Below are 22,476 nucleotides of genomic sequence, written 5' to 3' on the forward strand. Positions count from 1 at the left end.
AGCTTTTTCATGAACGGGCTTTCATATGCACAGACGTCATCTGCTCAATCTGCTGCTGGCCAGCACGGCCTTGGCTTTCCCCTTCAGCGTCTCGGCCACACAAATTCGCAATGCGCGGCTCTGGCGTTCGGATGAAAAGCTACGATTGGTGTTCGACCTGAACGGTCCGGTGCGCTACAAAACCTTCTCCCTGAGCGCTCCAGAACGCCTGATCATTGACCTTTCAGGGGCGAGTTTGAGCGGTGATTTCAGCCAGTTGGTGCTTGCCGATACCGCTATTCGCTCCATTCGATCAGGTCACTTTGGTCAGGGTGATACACGGATTGTTCTCGACCTGAACCATCCAGTGCTGTTGAACAGCTTCCTTTTGGCGCCCGAAGATGGCCAAGGACACCGCTTGGTGCTTGATCTGGTGAACGCCAAACAGGCATCAAGTGCGGCAATGGTTCCACGTGAAACACCCTTGAATAAAACTCACCCCAAGCGCGACATCATCGTCGTCGTCGACCCCGGGCACGGCGGAAAAGACCCGGGCGCGGTTGGTGCCAAAGGTGAACGGGAAAAAGATGTGGTGCTGTCCATCGCGCAATTACTCGCCAAACGGCTGAAGAGGGAGAAAGGCTTCGACGTGAAACTGGTGCGCAATGATGATTTCTTCGTACCACTTCGCAAACGGGTGGATATAGCGCGCCAGCACAAGGCTGACATGTTTATCTCAGTGCATGCCGATGCGGCGCCACGTCTGACGGCGTCGGGAGCGTCTGTGTATTGCCTGTCCGAGGGTGGCGCGACGTCTGCGACTGCGCGCTTCATGGCGCAGCGTGAGAATGGCGCGGATCTGCTCGGTGCGACCAGTCTGCTCAACCTCAAGGACAAGGATCCGATGCTCGCCGGAGTGATCCTCGATATGTCGATGAACGCCACCATCGCCGCCAGTCTGCAACTCGGCAGCACCGTCCTCGGCAGTCTGGCAGGCATTACCACGCTGCATCAGAAGCGCGTGGAACAGGCAGGGTTTGCCGTGTTGAAGTCGCCGGACGTGCCGTCGATTCTGGTGGAAACCGGCTTCATTTCGAACGCCCGAGACAGCCAGCGACTGATCACGCCTCGGCATCAGCAAGCCGTGGCGGATGGTTTGTTCGAAGGGCTACAGCATTACTTTCAAAAGAATCCACCCGTCGACAGCTATATCGCCTGGCAGCAGGAACAGCAAAACGCGCAGGTTTAGCAGCCAGTGATCCGGCTGCAGGTGAACTTCGCGCTACTGCCGCCAGAGCTGGAAAAACGATTGATCGTCGTCCAGCCGACGCGACGGGTGTAGCCCACCCAGGCTTCCCCGTCAGAGGCGATCCCGGTAAAGAACGTCAGTTGGCCGAAACGGCTGTTGGTCTGCGCCCAGTAGCGGTTGCCGTCCTTTTCAAAGCCCCGCAGATAAATTGTGCTGCCCACCGTGTTCACGCTGTAGGCATTGCCTTGCGCGTCGATGCAGGCCAGCAGATTGGCGCTGTGTGTGCAGTTGGCGAGTGCGGGAATTTGCCCCCAGGCGTCGGCCCCCGACAGCAACGCGAGACTCAGCAGCGAGTATTTCAAAGCAGTTTTCATCTCGGTTCCCAATGGGCAGATCGCCTGCAGCTTCCTGCTCTTTATCGGTTTGGGCAAGCGCGGGGCTGGCTTATTCATATTGTTATACTATAACATTAATTTGTATTGAGTCTGAGTTCGCCGATTTCAAGCGTCTGTTTCTACCAGATCGCTGTTTTGAAGCCATAGAGCGCGGTGCGCTACGCCAAACCAGGCCAACGTGCACATCGGCCACCATCTGATGAGGATTATCCAATGTCATCTCCGCTTCCCGTGATCGTTCTTTCGGGCTTTCTCGGTGCCGGAAAAAGTACACTTTTAAATTACGTACTACGTAATCGAGAAGGCTTGCGTGTTGCTGTTATCGTTAACGATATGAGCGAGATCAACATTGATGGTAGCGAAGTTCAGCGCGATGTCAGCTTGAACCGTGCTGAAGAAAAACTGGTGGAGATGAGTAACGGTTGTATCTGCTGTACGTTACGCGAGGACCTGCTCGAAGAAGTCAGCAAGCTCGCCCGCGAAGGACGATTCGATTACTTGCTCATCGAATCCACCGGTATTTCCGAGCCGCTACCGGTCGCCGAAACGTTCACCTTCCGTGACGAGCAGGGCCAGAGCCTCGCCGACGTCGCACGCCTCGACACCATGGTGACGGTAGTCGACGGCGTGAATTTCCTCCTCGACTACCAGGCGGCCGAGAGTCTGGCTTCCCGAGGCGAGACCCTGGGCGATGAAGACGAACGCTCGATCACCGATCTGCTGATCGAACAAATCGAGTTCGCCGACGTACTGCTGATCAGCAAAATCGACCTCATCAGCCGCCAGGAGCGCGAAGAGCTGATGGCAATCCTCAAGCGCCTCAATGCCCAGGCGGAGATCATTGCAATGGTGATGGGCGAGGTGCCGCTGGAGAAAATCCTCAACACGGGCCGATTCGACTTCGAGAAAGCCGCTCAGGCCCCGGGCTGGTTGCAGGAATTGCGCGGTGAGCATGTGCCGGAAACCACGGAATACGGCATCGCCTCGACGGCCTACCGCGCACGCCGCCCGTTCCATCCGCAGCGTTTCTTCAACTTCATCGATCGCCCATGGCCGAACGGCAAACTGCTGCGCTCCAAAGGCTTCTTCTGGCTCGCCAGCAAACCCTCCGACGCAGGCAGTTGGTCGCAGGCCGGCGGTTTGATGCGCCATGGTTTCGCAGGCCGCTGGTGGCGTTTCGTGCCGAAAAACCAATGGCCGCAGGATCAGGAAAGTACCGCAGCGATCATGGAAAACTGGACGCCGAGCGTCGGAGATTGTCGTCAGGAGCTGGTATTCATCGGCCAGAACATCGACTTCGTACAGCTCAAGTCGGAGCTCGATGCCTGCCTGCTGACTGACGAGGAAATGGCCATTGGCGTAGACGGTTGGCGCCGGCTGCCGGATCCGTTCGGCCCTTGGTACGAAGAGGCCGCCTGATGCTCGCGCTCAAGTTGCAGCAAAACCGGGCGCGCCATCAGCATCAGGGAGCGACGCCGAAAACGCTGACGCGAATCCTCGAAGACGACGTCAATCTTGCGGTCTGGCAGCGTCAACTGCCGCTGCACATCGCCGATTTTGCAGAATTGCTGCTATCGCTCAACGAGCCTCTGGCGGAATCGCTGTGCATCGAACTGCCGGATGAAGACGCCGACCCTGATCTGAAAGGATTGGCCGCCGGATTCCGTGATCTGCAAGGCTACGAAGCCTTCATCGCTGACCTGCAATGGCTGGTGAGTGCCTTCGCCTGTCTGCTGGGGGCACGGCGTATCGGTTTGCGCCTGCGGGTGTTGGATAAAGCCATGTGCCCACGTTTCCATGTCGATCATGTGCCGGTGCGCTTGATCACAACCTTTGCGGGGATTGGCAGCCAGTGGCTCAAGGAGGGCGTGATGGATCGCGAGCAACTGGGCCAGGCCAACGCCGAGCCACAGGGCATGAGCCATATCCAGCAGCTCAAGCGGGGTGATGTGGCGCTATTGAAAGGCGAGAAGTGGCTCGGCAATGAAGGCTTTGGCCTGATTCATCGCTCCCCGCAACCGGCGCCGGGTGAGCGACGGTTGCTGCTGACCCTCGACTGGCTCGGCTGACAGCTCAAGGCTTGAGCCACTGGCCCTGGCTTTGCCCTTCGCAGTACGGCTGCAAATACGCCGCGTCGGAGGCGACACCGTAATAGTGGATATCCTGACGATAGGGCATATTGGCGACTTGCGCGTTGCTGCACACGCCGAACGCGCCGCTCGGGCATTGATCGACGTACTGCACCTCGACTTTCTGCCCGGCCAAGGTCGGTTGGCAGAAGCCGTCGCTAAACAGCTTCTCGGGAATATTGCGGTTTTGCTGGCAGACTTTAACGTCAAGTCGCTCACCCTGGCTGTGCACCACGCAGGCCTGGGCCCAGGCTTCGCTCGACAGCAGCATCAACAGCAACGACCATCCCATCCAACGCATGCCCAATCCCCTCAGAAAACTCCCAGTCATGTTGCAGAACATTCCTACCCATGTCATCGCCGGCCCTTTGGGCGCCGGCAAGACCAGCCTGATTCGCCAGCTCATGGCCCAGCGGCCGGAGGGCGAGCGCTGGGCGGTGCTGATCAATGAGTTCGGTCAGATCGGCCTCGATGCCGCGTTGCTGACCCGCGACGCCGATGGTATCGCACTGGGCGAAGTCGCCGGAGGGTGTCTGTGTTGCGTGAATGGTGCGCCGTTTCAAATCGGCCTCGGCCGTTTGCTGCGCAAGGCCCGGCCGGATCGGCTGTTCATTGAGCCGTCCGGGCTGGGCCACCCGGCGCAGTTGCTCAAGCAGTTAAGCGAAGCGCCGTGGCGTGGTGTACTGGCGGTACAGCCCTGTGTGTCAGTGCTGGATGCCCAGGCGCTGGCAGCCGGGAAAGCGCTGCCGCCCGCACAGCAGGAGGCTTTGGCCAACGCCGGTCTGCTGTTACTGAACAAGGCAGAAAGTCTGAATGAGGCTGTTCGGCAGACCATCGCCGAGCGTTTGCCGGCAGTCAAACTGATCTGGACGCAGCAGTCGCAACTACCCTTGCGCGAGTTGCCGGGTGTGGCTGCGCAAGCAATGGCAGGTGTGGATAACCTCATCGTGCCGCAGGGATTGGCGTCGATTCCGGCGATCTGGAGCGATCCGGCCGTGCCGATCTGCCTGAGTCAGGCACAGGAGGGCGGTTGGAGCATCGGCTGGCGCTGGCACCCGGGACAGAGGTTCGATACGCAACGCCTGAGCCAATGGCTGCAAAGCCTGGGCTGGCGACGGGCGAAACTGGTTATCCACAGCGCACAGGGTTGGGTTTCAGCCAATGCCCTGGATAACGCTGAACTGAATTGGCAACCCAGCGAGTGGCGCCGGGATTCACGTATCGAGCTGATCTTTGCCGATGCGCAAAATGTCGATAATTTGCAGGCAGGCCTGGCGCAATGCCGGGTTCAGGCGGGTTAGCTCAAGGCTTCCACTTGTTGTGATCCTGACGCCACTGGCTCAGCTCGATCACTTCGGCCCGTGGGCGGGTGACCTCGACCACGGGTGGCGTGTCGTCGAACGGTGCCGGGTAGGGCGCCAGTTCGATCTGTGCGCTGTGTGCGCCAAACTGGGTGATGGTGCCGTTGTGCCGGGTTTCGCCGGTCACGGTGAACTCGAAGTTGTAGACCCGGGCCAGGCGCCGCCGGCCGCTGCCATCCTTGATCAAACCGATTTTTTTCAACGCGACGTTGCCGTCCAGCAGTTCGACACCAACGTTGATGCAATGCTGCTTGACCCGCTCCAGCGCCCGCTCGCGCAAGCCGTGGTTGTGCCAAAGCCATGCGCCGGCAGCGGCGAACAGCATCAGCACAAAGATGTTTTCGAGGGTCAGCATCAGCAGGAAACTCCAAAAGATAAGCTCAGCTTAACTGCGTCGCCGGTCTGTCGTACAGGCTGTGTTTCGTCGCATACTGCGCGGCTTGAATTTCAATCGTTTTACGGAATAACCCGAATGAAACGTACGCCTCATCTGCTCGCCATTCAGTCCCATGTGGTCTTCGGCCATGCCGGCAACAGCGCCGCGGTGTTTCCGATGCAGCGGGTCGGGGTGAATGTCTGGCCGCTCAACACCGTGCAGTTTTCCAACCACACCCAGTACGGGCAGTGGGCCGGTGAAGTGCTGTCGCCGCACCAGATCCCCGAACTGGTCGAAGGCATTGCCGCCATTGGCGAGCTGGGCAACTGCGACGCCGTGCTCTCCGGTTATCTGGGCAGCGCGGCGCAGGGCCGGGCGATTCTCAGCGGTGTCGAGCGCATCAAATCGGTCAATCCGAAGGCGTTGTACCTGTGCGACCCGGTAATGGGTCATCCGGAGAAAGGCTGCAGTGTGCCGACCGAAGTCAGCGACTTCCTGCTGGAAGAAGCGGCAGCCGTGGCGGACATCATGTGCCCGAACCAGCTGGAGCTGGACAGCTTCTCCGGGCGCAAGCCGCAGTCCTTGTTCGATTGCCTGGGGATGGCCCGGGCACTGCTGGCACGCGGCCCGAAAGCGGTGCTGGTCAAACACCTGGATTATCCGGGCAAACCGGCGGACGGTTTCGAGATGTTGTTGGTGACCGCCGACGAAAGCTGGCACCTGCGCCGTCCGCTGCTGGCGTTTCCGCGTCAACCGGTGGGTGTGGGCGATCTGACGTCCGGTTTGTTCCTGGCACGGGTGCTGCTCGGTGACAGTCTGGTGGCGGCGTTTGAATTCACCGCAGCGGCGGTGCATGAAGTGCTGCTGGAAACCCAGGCGTGTGCCAGTTACGAGCTGCAACTGGTGCGGGCGCAGGACCGGATCGCGCATCCGCGGGTGAAATTCGAGGCGACCGCGATCAGTCTGTAAAACCGCGTTACACCCATTCGCGAGCAAGCCCGCTCCCACCTTCGACCGCGTTCTCATGGGAGGACTGCGATTGAAGGTGGGAGCGGGCTTGCTCGCGAAGGCTATCTATAAAGCAACATCATTCCAAAGGATCGATCAGGCGTCGCCCTTGATCTCCTGATAGCGCTTCTCCAGCTCCTGACGAATCTGCCGGCGCTGCTGGGCCTGCATGTAGCGACGCTTGTCTTCGCTGTTCTGCGGTTGCAGTGGCGGTACGGCGGCAGGTTTGCGCTGGTCATCCACCGCGACCATGGTGAAGAAGCAGCTATTGGTGTGGCGTACCGAGCGCTCGCGGATGTTCTCGGTCACTACTTTGATGCCGACCTCCATCGAGGTGTTGCCGGTGTAGTTGACCGACGCAAGGAAGGTCACCAGTTCGCCGACATGGATCGGCTCGCGGAAAATCACCTGATCCACCGACAGCGTTACCACGTAGCGGCCGGCATAGCGGCTCGCGCAGGCGTAGGCCACTTCGTCGAGGTATTTGAGCAGGGTACCGCCGTGGACATTGCCAGAGAAGTTGGCCATGTCGGGGGTCATCAATACCGTCATCGACAGTTGGGCGTTTCCGGGTTCCATAACGTTCTCACGGATCAAGGCTGGATGGCTGGACGCACCTCTGCGGGTGCCTGGTGGCTTTTTCAAAAGCACCGTTATCGGGACGCCAGACGAGTGGCTGCCGTCACGCCGCGACCGATCTGTTTCCTTATATTGCACCGCCTTCCAGCCGGAAGTCGCGGTGTTAACCTGCAAAAGGCCCTGCCCAAGGGCAATTCCCACACGAAAAGCGGATTTTTACCCAGCTCGCTGAGACCTTTCTGATGTCTGACGGCGGGTCATGTCATACAAGGAGCCCACACCATGCATGCCATCAGCTTTATTCAGGACCTGGCAGTGATCATGTTGGTCGCAGGTGTGGTCACCGTGCTGTTTCACCGCTTCAAGCAACCAGTGGTGCTCGGCTACATCGTCGCCGGTTTCATCATCGGCCCGCACACACCGCCGTTTGGCCTGATCCACGACGAAGAAACCATCAAGACCCTCGCCGAGCTGGGGGTGATTTTCCTGATGTTCTGCCTCGGGCTGGAATTCAGCCTGCGCAAGTTGTTCAAGGTTGGCGCCACGGCGTTTATCGCGGCGTTCCTCGAAATCGTCCTGATGATCTGGATCGGTTACGAGATCGGCCGCTGGTTCGACTGGAACACCATGGATTCACTGTTCCTCGGCGCGATCCTCGCCATCTCCTCGACCACCATCATCGTCAAGGCGCTCAACGACCTGAAGATGAAGAACGAGCGCTTTGCGCAGCTGATCTTCGGCGTACTGATCGTCGAGGACATCCTCGGCATCGGCATCATCGCCTTGCTGTCGAGTATCGCGGTCAGCGGCACGGTCAGCTCCGGCGAAGTGTTCTCCACGGTCGGCAAGCTGTCGCTGTTCATGATCGTTGCGCTGGTGGTGGGCATTCTGCTGGTGCCGCGTCTGTTGGCTTATGTCGCCAAATTCGAAAGCAACGAGATGCTGCTGATCACCGTGCTTGGCCTGTGTTTCGGTTTCTGCCTGCTGGTGGTCAAGCTTGAATACAGCATGGTGCTCGGCGCCTTCCTGATCGGCGCGATCATGGCCGAGTCGCGGCAACTGCTGAAGATCGAACGGCTGATCGAGCCGGTTCGCGACCTGTTCAGTGCAATCTTCTTCGTCGCCATCGGCCTGATGCTCGATCCTATGATCCTGCTGCAATACGCGTGGCCGATTGCAGTCATTACCGTGGCGGTGGTGCTCGGCAAGATGTTGTCCTGCGGCCTCGGGGCGTTTATCGCCGGCAATGACGGACGAACCTCACTGCGCGTGGGGATGGGGCTGTCACAGATTGGCGAATTTTCCTTCATCATCGCCGCGCTCGGGATGACGCTGCAGGTCACCAGCAACTTTCTGTATCCAGTGGCCGTGGCGGTGTCGGTGATCACCACGCTGCTGACGCCGTACCTGATTCGCGCGGCCGACCCGTTGTCGATCAAGCTCTCGGCGGCGGTGCCCAAGCGTTTGGGCCGGGTGTTCGGCATGTATGGCGAATGGCTGCGCAGCATTCAGCCGCAAGGCGAGGGCGCGATGCTGGCGGCGATGATCCGGCGGATCCTGTTGCAGGTCGGGGTCAATCTGGCGCTGGTGATCGCGATCTTCTTCAGCGGCGCGTTCTTTGCCGGACGGCTGTCGGTGTGGATGCAGGACTGGATCGGTGATCCGAGCTGGCAGAAGGCGTTGATCTGGGGCGGGGCGCTGCTGCTGTCACTGCCATTCCTGATCGCGGCGTATCGCAAGCTCAAGGCGTTGTCGATGCTGCTGGCAGAAATGGGCGTGAAGCCGGAGATGGCCGGGCGTCACACGCAGCGAGTGCGTCGGGTGATCTCCGAAGTGATCCCGATCCTCTCGCTGCTGGTGATCTTCCTGCTGTTGGCAGCCTTGTCGGCCAGTATCCTGCCGACCAACAAGTTGCTGGTGCTGGTCGCCGTGGTCGCGGCCGCCGTGGCGGCGCTGCTCTGGCGCTGGTTCATCCGCGTGCACACGCGGATGCAGGTGGCCCTGCTGGAAACCCTCGACAACCACAAGGAGTCGTCGGGGCACTGACCGGCCCGGGCAGCTGGCTAATCAGCTCTCCAGCCAGACGTCCCGCGCCCAGTGCCACACCGATTCCCAGGATTCTTCGGTGATCAGCTCTTCTTCGCCGGACCACAGCACTACGGTGCCGTCTTCTTCGACGCAGTAGTAGTTGTCGCCGTCCTGGCAGATCGGGATCAGGTCGCGCGGTACGCCGATGTCCCAGGCGTTGGCCGCTACGTCCGGCAGATAGGTGTGCGATTGCGGGTCGGTGACGGTCACCGGCTCGAGGCTGCCGTACACCACGTCACTGACGGTCAGCAGAAACTCTTTGAAGACGAACGGGATGTTGATGAAGAGTTCTTCTTCGATTTCTACCAACTGGTCTTCGTCGGGCAATTCCAGGGGAACCGGTACGGGTTCGTTGGCTTCGCGCAGTTGTTCGATGATTTCTTCCACGTCCGGGATCCTCTTGCTTGAATGGCGCGGTTTATATGGGCCGGTTTATACAGTAGCTCGCTATAGATGCAACCGTGAAATAGAAAACCCCGGCCGAGGCCGGGGTTTTTATTACCACATGCGTAACGTGATGGGGATCAGCCGTTCTGGCGGATACCGGCCACCAGCCAAGGCTGGTTTTCGCCCTGTGGACGTTCCATGTTCCAGCTTTCGCTGAACACTTCACCCTGGTCGAAACGCGAGGTCTTCGACACACCGCTGAAGGTCAGGGTGGCGATGGTCTTGTCGGCGCGATCATCCACGCCGTCCAGCTGAACCTGCAGGTTTTCGATGTAAGTCGACTGGAAGCCGTCGCCCAGATCCGCACGCTCACGCTTCAGGAAGTCGAGCATCTGCGGGGTCACGAACTCGGCGATCTTGTCCATTTCGTTGGCGTCCCAGTGCTGCTGCAGCGCCTGGAAGTGGCTGCGCGCGGCGGCAAGGAAGTTCTGCTCGTTGAACCAGGCCGGTGCGTTGATCACCGGACGAGCGGCAACCGGCGCGGCCGAACCACCGAAGATCGAACCCATGGCAGCAGGCTTCTGCTCGAATACTTCACGCTGCATCGGCGCGCCGGCCGGAGCCAGGTGCTCCTGCTGCTTGCGTCGACGAGCGGCGATGAAGCGGAAGATCACGAACGCGATCACGGCCATGATCAGGATGTCGAAGATCTGCATGCCCTGGAAGCCGCCGCCCATGAACATGGAAGCGAGCAGGCCACCGGCGGCGATACCGGCCAGAGGGCCGAGCCATTTCGAAGCGCCGCCAGCCTTGGCAGCGGCACCGGCAGCGCCGGCAGCACCAGCGGTCGCTGCTGCGCCGCCCATGCCTGGGGAAGAAGGAGCCATCTGGCTGGTCTGGTGCGTCGGCGCAGCGCCGGCGCTTTTGCCACCACCAAAGCGCTTGGCGTTGGCGTCGAGGCTCATCGTCAGGCCGATGCACAACGCCATGGCGATGCTAAGAAAACGTTTCATAAAGGGAATTCCCGTTTGTGGAGACACGCGCGCCATGTTGCACAGCTGAAGTGTTACTGGCTAGCGAGAGAGTGTTTCGGGCTTTTGCCTGACAGGTTATGTTCAGCTCCGTCGAAGCAATAAGGCCATGTACTTTTGTCTGTAGGAAAATAGGATAGGTTCAGCGGGAAACTTGCTTATCGACGCAACGCCAGCAGCACCACACCGGCGGTGATCAGGCCGATGCCGCCCCATTGGCGCAAGTCGAGTTTCTCGCCCAGCAGGATCACGCCGAGCACCGCCACCAGTACCACGCTGAGTTTGTCCACTGGCGCAACCAGCGAGGCCGGGCCGACTTTCAGCGCGCGGAAGTAGCACAGCCACGACGCGCCGGTCCCCAGACCGGACAACAGCAGGAACAGATAGCTCTTGGCGGAAATCGATCCCAATGACTGATATTGGCCCGTCGCGTACAAAATCAAGGCCAGACTGACCAGGACCACGATGGTGCGCAGCAGGGTGGCGAAGTCGGAATTGACGTTTTCGATGCCGATCTTGGCGAAGATCGCCGTCAGCGCGGCGAAAGTCGCCGAGAGCAGGGCCCAGAATGTCCAGGAAGAAAAGAAGCCTGAGCCCATGCAAATATCCTTGTTAGATCATCCAACGCCGACCCCTGTGGGAGCGAGCCTGCTCGCGAATGACATCACCGTGGTTGATCTGATAAACCGCAGTGTGGCTTTCGCGAGCAGGCTCGCTCCCACAGAAAAGCGAAACCGGCGTCAGATCGCTTCCAGCTTGGCGTACCCCAGCATCAGCCACTTGCTGCCTTCGCTGAAGTTCACCTGCACCCGCGCCTGCGCGCCGGCGCCTTCGAAGTTGAGGATCACGCCGTCGCCGAAGATCGAGTGACGCACCGCCTGACCCAGGCTGAAGCCGGTTTCCGGAATCTCGCTGCCGCTGAACAGGTTGCTGCCGCTCATCGACTGGTTGCCGCCGAACGGTCGGCTGACGCTGTTCGACAGGCGCACTTCCTGAATCAGACCCTTCGGCACTTCACGGACGAAACGCGAGACCTTGTTGTAGGTTTCGCTGCCGTACAGGCGTCGGGTTTCAGCATAGGTCATCACCAGGTTCTGCATGGCGCGGGTGATGCCGACATAGGCCAGGCGACGTTCTTCTTCAAGGCGACCCGGTTCCTCCAGGCTCATCTTGTGCGGGAACAGACCTTCTTCCATGCCCACCAGGAACACGTAAGGGAATTCCAGGCCCTTGGCGCTGTGCAGGGTCATCAATTGAATGCTGTCTTCGTGTTCGTCGGCCTGAGTGTCGCCGGCTTCCAGCGAAGCGTGGCCGAGGAACGCCGCCAGCGGCGTCAGCTCTTCGTCTTCTTCGGTGTTCTCGAAGTTGCGCGCGGCGCTGACCAGTTCCTCAAGGTTTTCTACCCGGGCCTGGCCTTTCTCGCCTTTTTCCGCTTCGTGATAGGCGATCAGCCCCGATTGCTCGATGACGGTCTGGGTCATCAGATGCAGCGGCATCTCCATGCACTTGGCGGCAAGGTTCTCGATCAGCTCGATAAACGCACCCAAGGCGCCGGCAGCACGACCGGTCAGGCCTTTATTGGCGACCAGTTGGCGCATCGCTTCCCACATCGACACATCGCTGTGGCGTGCATGGTCGCGGATAGCTTCGACGGTTTTCTCGCCAATACCACGGGCCGGGACGTTGATCACCCGCTCCAGTGCGGCGTCGTTGCCACGGCCTTCGAGCAGGCGCAGGTAGGCCATGGCGTTCTTGATTTCCGCGCGTTCGAAGAAGCGCTGGCCGCCATAGATGCGGTACGGAATGCGCTCGCGCAGCAAGGCTTCTTCCAAAACGCGCGATTGGGCGTTTGAGCGGTAGAGAATCGCGATGTCGCTGCGGGCCAGGCCGGTTTTCAGCGCGCTTTCGATGGTTTCGACAACGTAGCGCGCTTCGTCGTGTTCGTTGAACGCGGCGTACAGGTTGATCGCTTCGCCGTCGCCGCCGTCGGTCCACAGCTCTTTGCCGAGACGCCCGGTGTTGTTCGCGATCAAGGCGTTGGCGGCCTTGAGGATGCCGGCGGTGGAGCGGTAGTTCTGCTCCAGACGAATGGTTACCGAATCCGGGAAGTCCGACGAGTACTGATGAATGTTCTCGATTTTCGCCCCACGCCAGCCGTAGATCGACTGGTCGTCGTCGCCGACCACCATCAGGCTGTCACCGCCCTTGCCGAGCAGACGCAACCAGGCGTACTGCACGGCGTTGGTGTCCTGGAATTCGTCGACGAGGATATGGCGGAAGCGCTTCTGATAGTGCGCCAGCAGACCCGGATGGTCGCGCCACAGGTCGAGGGCGCGCAGCAGCAGCTCGGAGAAGTCGATGACGCCGGCGCGCTGGCAGGCAGCCTCGTAGGCCTCATAGATGCCGCGCATGGTCGCCAGGTACAAGTCGCCGCTGGCCTGAATGTGTTGCGGACGCAGGCCTTCGTCTTTCTGCCCGTTGATGAACCACTGGGCCTGACGGGCCGGCCAGCGCTGTTCGTCCAGCCCCAGCTCGCGGATCACCCGCTTGACCAGTCGCTGCTGGTCGTCGCTGTCGAGAATCTGAAAGGTCTGGCTCAAGCCCGCTTCCTGCCAGTGCGCGCGCAGCAAGCGGTGCGCCAGGCCGTGGAAGGTACCGACCCACATGCCGGCCGGGTTGATACCCAGCAACTGCTCGATGCGATGACGCATCTCGGCAGCGGCCTTGTTGGTGAAGGTCACCGACAGAATGGAGTGGGGCGAGGCGTTTTCGACCTGGATCAACCAGGCGATACGGTGCACCAGCACTCGGGTTTTACCGGAGCCGGCACCGGCCAGGACCAACTGACGGCCAACGGGGGCTGCTACGGCCTGGCGTTGGGCATCGTTGAGGGAGTTCAGCAGAAGGGAGAGATCATCGCGCATCGGGGCATTCTAGGGTGCGCCGCAGGCCCGGGCAAACCGAGCTTTGCATTAGCCGATGAAAGTGCCGCCAATGACGACCGGTCGGTCACTGGCTACAGGCTTCGGCCCGCCTCGCTCTGCGGGTTTTGTCGGCGCTGCGGGGGCGAAAAGTTTCGCTGAAATTATGATCTGGAGCAGTTTGGCAACTGGATCGGCTTGTGTATGCTCCGTGCACATTTCGGGCGCATGCCCGTCCTAATAAGAACAAGAACGTTGCCCATGACCCTCAGCTCCGAACTGTCGGGCCCCTCTGTGGAACCCCGGGTTATCCGCAAACACTACGCCACCGAGATGGCGGTCGAACGCACGCGTCTGCTTTATCAGGGCTCATTGCTGCCCACACTCTTCATGTTGATCAATGGTCTGGTCTGCGCCGGTTTGCTCTGGAGCCCGCAGCGCTATTTCGTGGTCAGCATCTGGCTGGTCTGGCTGCTGTCGCTGGTGGCGCTGCGGGTGATTCAGGTCGCGGCCTTCGATTCGGCGATCCCCGATCGTCAGGCCCAGCCGATCTGGTTCCGCATGTTCCTGCTCGGTTCGACCATGACCGGCCTGACGCTCGCCGGGGCCGGTATTGCGTTGGTGCCCGCCGACAATTTCATGCAGCAGGCCTGGGTCTTTGGCCTGATCGGTGCTGCGACATTGTCGGCCAGTGTTGCCTACGCGGTCAGTCTGCCGGCGTTTCTTTCCTTCACCTTGCCGTGCCTGCTGCCGGCGATCGGTTACCTGTTCTGGGGCGGCGATGAACTGGCGCGCGGTTGGGGCTGGCTCGGGCTGATCCTGCTGGGCTCGCTCAGCGTGGTGGCGTGGCAGGTCAATCGGCTGATTGATCGCGGCCTGCTGCGGCGCTTTCAGAACCAACACCTCATCGAACACTTGCAGCGGGCACAGAGCCGCAGCGAACAGCTCAATCAGGAACTGGGCAAAGAGATCGAACAGCGGCGCTGCGCCGAGGGCCAGTTGCGCGAGGCTCAGGTCGAACTGGAAGATCGCGTGGCCCTGCGCAGCCGTGAACTGGATGTGGCCAGCCAGGCACTCATCAAAAGCGAAGCCCGCCTGGCCTTGGCGTTAAAGGCCAGTGAGCTGGGGCTGTGGGACTGGAACCTGCAAACCGACGAAGTCCATCACACGCAGATCCAGGAACTGTTCGGCCTCGCGCCGGAGTACGTCACGGCGCTCCTGCGCGACCTCAAGCCCCGCCTGCACCCCGAGGACGTGCCGTCGCTCAAGCAGGCGCTGATCGAACACCTGAAAGGGCGCACCGAGGACTATCAGATCGAATACCGCGTGCGCCACGGCGACGGCCATTGGGTGTGGATCGAGGACCGCGGTCGCGCCGTGGAGCGCAGTGACAGTGGGCGGGTGATCCGCATGGTCGGTACCCGGCGCGACATCAGCGCGAGCAAAAGTCTTGAAGAACAACAGCGACTGGCGGCCACGGTGTTCGAAGCGGCCAGCGAAGGCATCGTCATTCTCGATCCGAACTACGCGCTGATCGCGATCAATCAGGCGTTCAGTCGTGTCACCGGCTATGACATCGACGACATGCTCGGGCGCAATGTCGTCGAGCTGCCGTGCAGTCGTGATGCGCGGCGGCATTACGTCTCGATCCGTCACGCACTGGAGCAGCACGGCAGCTGGCAGGGCGAACTGGTGGAAACCCGCAAGAACGGCGAGCTGTATCCGCAGTGGCTGCAACTCAACGCGGTGCGCGACAGTCGGGGAAATGTCAGTCATATCGTCGGCTTCTTCGCCGATCTTTCGGCGCGGCGCGAATCCGAGGAGCGCATGCGCTTCCTGACGCACTACGATGAACTGACCGGGCTGGCCAACCGCTCGCTGTTCCGCGAACGCCTGCACGAAGCCCATCAGCGCGTGCGGCAGGGCGGGCGCCGCAGTCTGGCGCTGCTGCACATCAATCTGGATCGTTTCAAGCTGCTCAACGACAGCCTCGGTCACGAGGTGGCGGATCAGCTATTGCAGAAAATGGCCCGGCGTCTGGTCAATGCGTTGCCGGAGGCCGACACCATCGCCCGGCTCTCCGGCGACGAATTTGCCGTGCTGTTCGATGCCTACGGCAACCTGTCGAGCCTGGCGCGGGTCGCCACGCGTCTGTCGAGCAAGCTGCGTCTGCCGTTGACGATCGAAGGGCATGAGCTGGTGGTCAGTGCCTCGATGGGCATCAGCATGCTGCCGGACAACGCCCGGGAGATTTCCGCGCTGGTCAGTCAATCGAACATGGCGATGCAACACGCCAAGCATCTGGGTGGCAACAATTTCCAGTTCTACACCGACAGCCTGCAGGCCAGCACTCTTGAGCGCTTGCAGCTGGAAAACCAGTTGCGCAAAGCCATCGAGGATAAGCAGCTCAAGGTGTTCTACCAGCCGAAGCTGTGCCTGCAGACCGGGCGCCTGAATGCGGCGGAAGCGCTGGTGCGCTGGGATCACCCAAGCATGGGCCGGGTGCCGCCGGGGGACTTCATCGGTCTGGCCGAGGAAACCGGACTGATCGGCCCGATCGGCGAATTCGTGCTGCGCCAGGCCTGCTGGCAGGCGTGCGAATGGCAGCGCCAGGGGCTGGAGCCGATTCGGGTATCGGTGAACCTGTCGGTGCATCAACTGCGTCAGGGCAAACTGGTCAGTCTGGTGCGCCAGGTGCTGGAAGAAACCGGGCTGGCGCCGCACTACCTCGAACTGGAACTCACCGAGAGCCAGTTGCTCGACAGCGTCGAACACATCATCGCGACCTTCCAGCAGTTGCGCGATCTGGGGGTGAAGCTGGCGATCGATGACTTCGGCACCGGCTATTCGTCGCTGAGTTATCTCAAACGGATTCCGGTGGATTACGTGAAGATCGATCAGGCATTCATTCGCGGATTGGGGCAGGGCAGCGAGGATGCGGCGATCACTCGGGCGATCATCGCCATGGCCCATGGGCTGTCGTTGAAAGTGGTCGCCGAAGGTGTCGAGCGGCAGGAGCAGCTGGAGTTTTTACGTGCTGAACGCTGCGACGAGGTGCAGGGGTATCTGATCAGTCGTCCAGTGGAGGCCGAGCGTCTGGCCGGGCTTTTGCGCGAACAGGGAAATTCGTTTTAAGGGCTACATGCAGTCCATCGCGCCTGATACGGGGACATGGAGTTACGCATTGAGCAGGCAAAAAGCCAATTCATGTAGTATAACTACAAGCGTGCTACATCCTTGCCCATAAGAAGAGTCCAGCCCCTTGAATCTGCTGCAACACATCGCCCAGTCACGTCACCTGTTACGCAAGTCGGAGCTCAAGGTCGCCGACCACGTGCTGCTTGACCCTGCGGCCGTGATGCACAGTTCCATGGCCGACCTGGCTCACAGCGTCGGCATCAGCGAGCCGACCATCGTGCGTTTCTGCCGGGCCATCGGCTGCTCCGGGTTTCAGGATCTCAAGCTCAAACTGGCGCAAAGCCTGGCCGCCGGTGCCAGTTTCGGTCAGTTCGCGATCCATGAAGACGACTCGGTCGCCGACTACAGTCTGAAAATTTTCGACACCACGTTGCACACCCTGATGGAGGTTCGCGAGAAACTCGATCCGGTGGAATTGCAACGCGCGGTGACGCTGATGTCCCAAGCACAGCGTGTCGAGTTCTACGGCTTTGGTGCGTCGGGCGCGGTGGCGGCGGATGCGCAGCACAAGTTCTTCCGTTTGCTGCTGACGGCGGCGGCGTATTCCGACCCGCACATGCAGGCGATGTCGGCGGTGACCTTGAAGCCGACCGATGTGGCGATCTGCATTTCCCAGTCCGGGCGCTCCAAGGATCTGCTGATCACCGCCAACCTGGTTCGCGAGAGCGGCGCATCGTTGATCACCCTGTGCCCGAGCCAGACGCCGCTGGCTGAGCTGTCGACCGTCAACCTGGCGATCGATGTGCATGAAGACACCGAAATCTATACGCCGCTGACCTCGCGCATCGCCCATCTGGTGGTGATCGACGTGCTGGCGATGGGCGTGGCCATGGCGCGCGGGCCGAGCCTGGTCAATCACCTGAAGAGCGTGAAGCGCAGTCTGCGCAGCTTGCGGCTGTCCCCGAAAGCTGCAAAAGCGCTGGATGACTGAAGCCGGCTTTTGTGGCGAGGGAGCTTGCTCCCGATGGGGCGCGCAGCGGCCCTGAAAGGCCGGGCCTGCTTCGCAGTCCAGCGGGAGCAAGCTCCCTCGCCACAATGAAACGCAATCGGCAAAGTTTCATCGCACTGTCATCCCCGCGCAGCCAAACCGTCATCCCCTACGCCTATCGTGAAACTCCCGTACTCGCCTTGGGAGACTCGAAATGGCTCAGCCCTACGAAGAACGCAACAGCGCCGCGAAAACCCGTCGTCAACAGGAAGACCAGCGCCGCATGGAATTCCGTCGCGCCATCGAAGATCGCTTCGAACTCCGTCAGCTTCAGAGCGAAATCAACGATTTTCCCGAGGACATCGAACTCAATTACTGGCAGGCAGCACCGGCAGCTTCCCGTCGAAGCGCTCAACCAGCGCGCTGATCTGCACGCGTTCGCTCCGGATAAACGCCAGGAAGGCGTGCGCCACCGGTGACAGCCGTTTGGCCTTGGCTTGCACCAGGCACCAACTGCGAAACAGCGGCAACTCTTCGACCGGCAGCTCGACCAGGCCGCCGGTTGCCAGCTCCAGGTTCAGGGCGTGGCGCGTCAACAGCGCCAGGCCCAGACCCGCCACCACGCATTCGCGCTGAGCTTCGGCCGAGGCCACTTCCTGAGTCTGGGTGAAGTGCACGCGTTTCTCTTTGAAGTATTCCTCGCAGGCCAGTCGCGTCCCGGAGCCGGGCTCACGGATCAGCAACGTGTAAGGCTCGAGATCCTGCAAACGCAGCGGCCCCATGTGCGCCAGCGGATGGTCCGGGCGCGCCACGGCGACGATCGGGTTGTTGAGAAACGGCAGAAATTCCAGGCCCATGTCCTGCGGCACCATCGACATGATCACCAGGTCGTCGCGGTTGTCCGAAAGACGACGAATCACCTGGCCGCGGTTGACCACGGTCAGTTGCAGGTTCACTTCCGGGTGCTGGCGCTTGAAGGCGGCGAACAAGTGCGGCACGAAGTATTTGGCGCTGGATTCCACTGCCAGTTTCAGCTGGCCCTGCAGCGAGCCCTGCATGTCCGAGAGCTGCATATCGAGGTTTTCCAGGCGCCCGAAGATGTCCCTGCTGGCACGCTGCAGGGCCTCGGCAGCCTCGGTCATGTAGAGTTTTTTGCCGACATAATCGAATAATGGCTGGCCGATCAGCTCTTCAAGCTGACGAATCTGTAGGCTGACGGCCGGTTGTGTGAGAGACATTTCATCGGCGGCGCGGCTGTAGGAACGTAAATCACACACTTCGTTGAAGATTTGCAATTGGCGTAATGTCATACGCATCAAGGACTTACGCATTTTTTATGGGCTCTGACGGGAGGCTGGTGGTTTAACTATAAGTCTTTGCTTATGCCTGACCCAATTTTTATTCATTTTTGTTAATCCCTTGCGAGGGCTAGTGTGGGGTCGCGACCAGATTGAAACATTTGGTCACGCGTCGACCTGGGTCTAGCAGGTCGTGGTGCCACCGGCTCAAGGGAATTTCCAAGTGATAAAAAAGATCCTGATCGCCAACCGTGGTGAGATTGCCGTACGAATCGTGCGGGCCTGCGCCGAGATGGGCATTCGCTCGGTAGCGATTTTTTCCGACGCCGACCGCCATGCCTTGCATGTGAAGCGTGCGGACGAAGCCCACAGCATCGGTGCCGAGCCACTGGCCGGTTACCTCAACCCGCGCAAGCTGGTGAATCTGGCGGTGGAAACCGGTTGCGATGCCTTGCACCCCGGTTACGGCTTTCTCTCGGAAAATGCCGAGTTGGCAGACATCTGCGCCGAACGCGGAATCAAATTCATCGGCCCGTCGGCAGAAGTCATTCGCCGCATGGGCGACAAGACCGAAGCCCGCCGCAGCATGATCAAGGCCGGCGTGCCGGTCACCCCGGGCACTGAAGGCAACGTGTCGGGTATCGAAGAAGCGCTGACCGAGGGTGACCGCATCGGTTATCCGGTGATGCTCAAGGCAACCTCCGGTGGTGGCGGGCGCGGCATTCGTCGCTGCAACAGCCGCGAAGAACTCGAACAGAACTTCCCTCGGGTGATTTCCGAAGCGACCAAGGCGTTCGGTTCGGCGGAAGTGTTCCTGGAAAAATGTATCGTCAATCCCAAGCACATCGAAGCGCAAATCCTCGGCGACAGCTTCGGCAACGTGGTGCACCTGTTCGAGCGTGACTGCTCTATCCAGCGCCGCAACCAGAAGCTGATCGAGATCGCCCCGAGCCCGCAACTGACCCCGGAACAGCGCGCCTACATCGGCGACCTGTCGGTGCGTGCGGCCAAGGCCGTGGGTTACGAGAACGCCGGCACCGTGGAGTTCCTGCTCGCCGAGGGCGAGGTGTACTTCATGGAGATGAACACCCGAGTCCAGGTGGAGCACACCATCACCGAAGAAATCACCGGGATCGACATTGTTCGTGAGCAGATCCGCATCGCCTCTGGCCTGCCGCTGTCGGTTAAGCAGGAAGACATCCAGCACCGTGGTTTCGCGTTGCAGTTCCGCATCAACGCTGAGGATCCGAAAAACAACTTCCTGCCGAGCTTCGGCAAGATCACCCGCTACTACGCCCCCGGCGGCCCCGGCGTGCGTACCGACACAGCGATTTACACCGGGTACACCATTCCGCCGTTCTACGATTCGATGTGCCTGAAACTGGTGGTCTGGGCGTTGACTTGGGAAGAGGCGATGGACCGGGGCCTGCGCGCCCTCGACGACATGCGTCTGCAAGGCGTGAAAACCACCGCCGCGTACTACCAGGAAATCCTGCGCAATCCGGAATTCCGTAGCGGCCAGTTCAATACCAGCTTCGTTGAAAGCCACCCGGAACTGACCAACTACTCGATCAAGCGCAAACCCGAAGAGCTGGCCCTGGCCATCGCCGCCGCCATCGCCGCCCACGCAGGCCTGTGAGGAATACAACAATGACCAAGAAAATTTTCGTAACCGACACCATCCTGCGTGACGCCCACCAATCGCTGCTCGCCACCCGCATGCGCACTGAAGACATGCTGCCGATCTGCGACAAGCTCGATAAGGTCGGCTACTGGTCGCTGGAATGCTGGGGCGGCGCGACGTTCGATGCCTGCGTACGTTTCCTCAAAGAAGATCCGTGGGAACGCCTGCGCCAACTGCGCGCCGCGCTGCCTAACACTCGTCTGCAAATGCTCCTGCGCGGGCAGAACCTGCTGGGCTACCGCCACTACAGCGATGACGTGGTCAAAGCCTTTGTTGCCAAGGCCGCGGTCAACGGCATCGATGTGTTCCGCATCTTCGACGCGATGAACGACGTGCGTAACCTGCGTGTAGCCATCGAAGCGGTGAAGGCTGCGGGCAAACACGCCCAGGGCACCATCGCCTACACCACCAGCCCGGTGCACACCATCGACGCGTTTGTGGCGCAAGCCAAGCAGATGGAAGCCATGGGCTGCGACTCGGTGGCGATCAAGGACATGGCCGGTCTGCTGACCCCATACGCCACCGGTGAACTGGTCCGTGCGTTGAAAGCCGAGCAGTCGCTGCCGGTATTCATCCACTCGCACGACACGGCGGGTCTGGCGGCGATGTGCCAATTGAAAGCCATTGAAAACGGCGCTGACCACATCGACACCGCGATCTCCAGCTTCGCCTCGGGCACCAGCCATCCGGGCACCGAGTCGATGGTCGCAGCGCTTAAAGGCACCGAATACGACACCGGTCTGAACCTGGAACTGCTGCAGGAGATCGGTCTGTACTTCTACGCCGTGCGCAAGAAGTACCACCAGTTCGAAAGCGAGTTCACCGCCGTCGATACCCGCGTGCAAGTCAACCAGGTGCCGGGCGGGATGATCTCCAACCTCGCCAACCAGTTGAAAGAGCAGGGCGCGCTGAACCGCATGGGCGAAGTCCTGGCGGAAATCCCGCGGGTGCGTGAAGACCTTGGTTTCCCGCCACTGGTGACGCCGACTTCGCAGATCGTCGGCACCCAGGCGTTCTTCAACGTGCTGGCCGGCGAGCGCTACAAGACCATCACCAACGAAGTGAAGCTGTACCTGCAAGGCGGCTACGGCAAGGCGCCGGGCGTGGTCAACGAGAAGTTGCGTCGTCAGGCCATCGGCAGCGAAGAGGTGATCGACGTACGTCCGGCCGATCTGCTCAAGCCGGAAATGACCAAGCTGCGGGCTGATATCGGCGCACTGGCCAAGTCCGAAGAAGACGTGCTGACTTTCGCCATGTTCCCGGACATCGGGCGCAAGTTCCTCGAAGAGCGTGCCGCCGGCACCCTGACCCCGGAAGTGCTGTTGCCGATTCCTGAAGCCGGCAAGGTCGCCTCTGCGGGTGGCGAAGGCGTACCGACCGAGTTCGTCATCGACGTCCACGGCGAAACCTACCGTGTCGACATCACCGGGGTTGGCGTGAAGGCCGAAGGCAAGCGTCACTTCTACCTGTCCATCGACGGCATGCCGGAAGAAGTGGTGTTCGAACCGCTCAACGAGTTCGTCAGCGGTGGCAGCAGCAAGCGTAAACAGGCGTCTGCGCCGGGCCACGTCAGCACCACCATGCCGGGCAACATCGTCGATGTGCTGGTCAAGGAGGGCGACACCGTCAAGGCTGGTCAGGCGGTGCTGATCACCGAAGCGATGAAGATGGAAACCGAAGTCCAGGCGGCGATTGCCGGCAAGGTCACGGCCATTCACGTTGCCAAGGGTGACCGAGTGAATCCTGGCGAAATCCTGATCGAAATCGAAGGCTGAGATAACTGCCGCGATCCAACGCTTTAAACCTCGGGGGGGCATGTGCTCCCCTTTTTTTTTCCTGCAATTTACCGTCCTCTGTAGGAGCTG

General features: G+C 60.6%; 20 protein-coding genes. 11 read left to right on the forward strand and 9 right to left on the reverse strand.

The window, feature by feature from the left end; translation table 11 throughout:
• The first annotated feature begins 25 nt into the window (after positions 1 to 25).
• Entirely contained in the window at positions 26 to 1,228 is a 1,203-nt protein-coding gene (locus M0814_RS22840; protein ID WP_103484028.1) for an N-acetylmuramoyl-L-alanine amidase, read from the forward strand.
• Here the strand turns inward: M0814_RS22840 and M0814_RS22845 are convergent.
• Positions 1,225 to 1,602, reverse strand: coding sequence for a glutamine synthetase (locus M0814_RS22845; protein WP_103484029.1), 378 nt, complete (start codon positions 1,600 to 1,602; stop codon positions 1,225 to 1,227). The genes M0814_RS22840 and M0814_RS22845 overlap by 4 nt on opposite strands.
• Before the next feature lie 234 nt (positions 1,603 to 1,836).
• On the opposite strand from M0814_RS22845, the gene zigA reads away from it, so the two are divergent.
• Positions 1,837 to 3,042 carry a zinc metallochaperone GTPase ZigA gene (gene zigA / locus M0814_RS22850; protein ID WP_103484030.1) on the forward strand — a complete coding sequence of 402 codons (1,206 nt, stop codon included), beginning with the start codon at positions 1,837 to 1,839 and terminating at the stop codon, positions 3,040 to 3,042.
• A complete protein-coding gene (locus M0814_RS22855) occupies positions 3,042 to 3,692 on the forward strand; it encodes a DUF1826 domain-containing protein (protein WP_003229702.1) in 651 nt (216 codons plus the stop codon). Before zigA ends, M0814_RS22855 begins: the two co-directional genes overlap by 1 nt.
• A 4-nt stretch (positions 3,693 to 3,696) precedes the next feature.
• Here the strand turns inward: M0814_RS22855 and M0814_RS22860 are convergent, their stop codons facing one another.
• Positions 3,697 to 4,053 carry an NADH:ubiquinone oxidoreductase gene (locus M0814_RS22860; RefSeq protein ID WP_103484031.1) on the reverse strand — a complete coding sequence of 119 codons (357 nt, stop codon included), beginning with the start codon at positions 4,051 to 4,053 and terminating at the stop codon, positions 3,697 to 3,699.
• Positions 4,054 to 4,081: 28 nt separating this feature from the next.
• Here M0814_RS22860 and M0814_RS22865 point away from each other — a divergent pair, with 28 nt between their 5' ends.
• Positions 4,082 to 5,053: a CobW family GTP-binding protein gene (locus M0814_RS22865; protein ID WP_103484032.1), complete on the forward strand. Its 972-nt coding sequence runs from the start codon at positions 4,082 to 4,084 to the stop codon at positions 5,051 to 5,053.
• Between the two features lies 1 nt (position 5,054).
• On the opposite strand, the gene M0814_RS22870 is transcribed toward M0814_RS22865, so the two are convergent.
• A complete protein-coding gene (locus M0814_RS22870) occupies positions 5,055 to 5,468 on the reverse strand; it encodes a DUF3301 domain-containing protein (protein WP_103484033.1) in 414 nt (137 codons plus the stop codon).
• A 117-nt stretch (positions 5,469 to 5,585) separates the two neighbouring features.
• Here M0814_RS22870 and pdxY point away from each other — a divergent pair, with 117 nt between their 5' ends.
• Complete coding sequence (pdxY, locus tag M0814_RS22875) at positions 5,586 to 6,458, forward strand: pyridoxal kinase PdxY (protein ID WP_003229694.1); 873 nt, start codon at positions 5,586 to 5,588, stop codon at positions 6,456 to 6,458.
• 135 nt (positions 6,459 to 6,593) lie between these two features.
• Here pdxY and M0814_RS22880 read toward each other — a convergent pair whose 3' ends face one another.
• Entirely contained in the window at positions 6,594 to 7,076 is a 483-nt protein-coding gene (locus M0814_RS22880) for an acyl-CoA thioesterase (RefSeq protein ID WP_003229693.1), read from the reverse strand.
• A gap of 282 nt (positions 7,077 to 7,358) precedes the next feature.
• On the opposite strand from M0814_RS22880, the gene M0814_RS22885 reads away from it, so the two are divergent.
• Complete coding sequence (locus M0814_RS22885) at positions 7,359 to 9,122, forward strand: cation:proton antiporter (RefSeq protein ID WP_003229692.1); 1,764 nt, start codon at positions 7,359 to 7,361, stop codon at positions 9,120 to 9,122.
• A 21-nt stretch (positions 9,123 to 9,143) separates the two neighbouring features.
• Here M0814_RS22885 and M0814_RS22890 read toward each other — a convergent pair whose 3' ends face one another.
• The 4 genes from M0814_RS22890 to uvrD form a co-directional block, all read right to left on the reverse strand.
• Complete coding sequence (locus M0814_RS22890) at positions 9,144 to 9,551, reverse strand: SMI1/KNR4 family protein (RefSeq protein WP_047596914.1); 408 nt, start codon at positions 9,549 to 9,551, stop codon at positions 9,144 to 9,146.
• 137 nt (positions 9,552 to 9,688) lie between these two features.
• Positions 9,689 to 10,564, reverse strand: a complete 876-nt coding sequence (locus M0814_RS22895; RefSeq protein ID WP_003229688.1) for a Tim44 domain-containing protein — start codon at positions 10,562 to 10,564, stop codon at positions 9,689 to 9,691.
• A 176-nt stretch (positions 10,565 to 10,740) separates the two neighbouring features.
• Positions 10,741 to 11,181, reverse strand: coding sequence for an EamA family transporter (locus M0814_RS22900; protein WP_003229686.1), 441 nt, complete (start codon positions 11,179 to 11,181; stop codon positions 10,741 to 10,743).
• Between the two features lie 141 nt (positions 11,182 to 11,322).
• Positions 11,323 to 13,506: a DNA helicase II gene (gene uvrD, locus M0814_RS22905; protein ID WP_003229685.1), complete on the reverse strand. Its 2,184-nt coding sequence runs from the start codon at positions 13,504 to 13,506 to the stop codon at positions 11,323 to 11,325.
• 258 nt (positions 13,507 to 13,764) lie between these two features.
• On the opposite strand from uvrD, the gene M0814_RS22910 reads away from it, so the two are divergent.
• From M0814_RS22910 to M0814_RS22920, 3 genes are all read left to right on the forward strand, one after another.
• Complete coding sequence (locus M0814_RS22910) at positions 13,765 to 16,638, forward strand: GGDEF domain-containing phosphodiesterase (RefSeq protein ID WP_103484034.1); 2,874 nt, start codon at positions 13,765 to 13,767, stop codon at positions 16,636 to 16,638.
• Between the two features lie 127 nt (positions 16,639 to 16,765).
• Positions 16,766 to 17,632, forward strand: coding sequence for a transcriptional regulator HexR (gene hexR, locus M0814_RS22915; protein WP_007912071.1), 867 nt, complete (start codon positions 16,766 to 16,768; stop codon positions 17,630 to 17,632).
• A 211-nt stretch (positions 17,633 to 17,843) separates the two neighbouring features.
• Positions 17,844 to 18,056 (forward strand): hypothetical protein, encoded by a 213-nt coding sequence (locus tag M0814_RS22920; RefSeq protein ID WP_003229681.1) that lies wholly within the window; start codon positions 17,844 to 17,846, stop codon positions 18,054 to 18,056.
• Here the strand turns inward: M0814_RS22920 and M0814_RS22925 are convergent.
• A complete protein-coding gene (locus M0814_RS22925) occupies positions 17,998 to 18,960 on the reverse strand; it encodes a LysR family transcriptional regulator (protein WP_103484035.1) in 963 nt (320 codons plus the stop codon). The two genes, M0814_RS22920 and M0814_RS22925, sit on opposite strands and share 59 nt — an antisense overlap.
• A gap of 190 nt (positions 18,961 to 19,150) precedes the next feature.
• On the opposite strand from M0814_RS22925, the gene M0814_RS22930 reads away from it, so the two are divergent.
• The gene (locus M0814_RS22930; protein WP_027610345.1) at positions 19,151 to 20,566 is read left to right on the forward strand and encodes an acetyl-CoA carboxylase biotin carboxylase subunit; all 1,416 of its coding nucleotides are present in this window, start codon (positions 19,151 to 19,153) and stop codon (positions 20,564 to 20,566) included.
• Between the two features lie 11 nt (positions 20,567 to 20,577).
• Positions 20,578 to 22,386, forward strand: coding sequence for a sodium-extruding oxaloacetate decarboxylase subunit alpha (gene oadA / locus M0814_RS22935; RefSeq protein ID WP_103484036.1), 1,809 nt, complete (start codon positions 20,578 to 20,580; stop codon positions 22,384 to 22,386).
• Positions 22,387 to 22,476: the final 90 nt, after the last annotated feature.

Source organism: Pseudomonas sp. MWU12-2020 (assembly GCF_023100605.1).
GTDB lineage: Bacteria > Pseudomonadota > Gammaproteobacteria > Pseudomonadales > Pseudomonadaceae > Aquipseudomonas > Aquipseudomonas fluorescens_H.

Coding starts and splice junctions, on each gene's coding strand:
- M0814_RS22840 (WP_103484028.1), top strand. CDS start 26: ATGCACAGACGTCATCTGCTCAATCTGCTGCTGGCCAGCACGGCCTTG.
- M0814_RS22845 (WP_103484029.1), bottom strand. CDS start 1,602: ATGAAAACTGCTTTGAAATACTCGCTGCTGAGTCTCGCGTTGCTGTCG.
- zigA (WP_103484030.1), top strand. CDS start 1,837: ATGTCATCTCCGCTTCCCGTGATCGTTCTTTCGGGCTTTCTCGGTGCC.
- M0814_RS22855 (WP_003229702.1), top strand. CDS start 3,042: ATGCTCGCGCTCAAGTTGCAGCAAAACCGGGCGCGCCATCAGCATCAG.
- M0814_RS22860 (WP_103484031.1), bottom strand. CDS start 4,053: ATGCGTTGGATGGGATGGTCGTTGCTGTTGATGCTGCTGTCGAGCGAA.
- M0814_RS22865 (WP_103484032.1), top strand. CDS start 4,082: ATGTTGCAGAACATTCCTACCCATGTCATCGCCGGCCCTTTGGGCGCC.
- M0814_RS22870 (WP_103484033.1), bottom strand. CDS start 5,468: ATGCTGACCCTCGAAAACATCTTTGTGCTGATGCTGTTCGCCGCTGCC.
- pdxY (WP_003229694.1), top strand. CDS start 5,586: ATGAAACGTACGCCTCATCTGCTCGCCATTCAGTCCCATGTGGTCTTC.
- M0814_RS22880 (WP_003229693.1), bottom strand. CDS start 7,076: ATGGAACCCGGAAACGCCCAACTGTCGATGACGGTATTGATGACCCCC.
- M0814_RS22885 (WP_003229692.1), top strand. CDS start 7,359: ATGCATGCCATCAGCTTTATTCAGGACCTGGCAGTGATCATGTTGGTC.
- M0814_RS22895 (WP_003229688.1), bottom strand. CDS start 10,564: ATGAAACGTTTTCTTAGCATCGCCATGGCGTTGTGCATCGGCCTGACG.
- M0814_RS22900 (WP_003229686.1), bottom strand. CDS start 11,181: ATGGGCTCAGGCTTCTTTTCTTCCTGGACATTCTGGGCCCTGCTCTCG.
- uvrD (WP_003229685.1), bottom strand. CDS start 13,506: ATGCGCGATGATCTCTCCCTTCTGCTGAACTCCCTCAACGATGCCCAA.
- M0814_RS22910 (WP_103484034.1), top strand. CDS start 13,765: ATGACCCTCAGCTCCGAACTGTCGGGCCCCTCTGTGGAACCCCGGGTT.
- M0814_RS22920 (WP_003229681.1), top strand. CDS start 17,844: ATGGCTCAGCCCTACGAAGAACGCAACAGCGCCGCGAAAACCCGTCGT.
- M0814_RS22925 (WP_103484035.1), bottom strand. CDS start 18,960: ATGCGTAAGTCCTTGATGCGTATGACATTACGCCAATTGCAAATCTTC.
- oadA (WP_103484036.1), top strand. CDS start 20,578: ATGACCAAGAAAATTTTCGTAACCGACACCATCCTGCGTGACGCCCAC.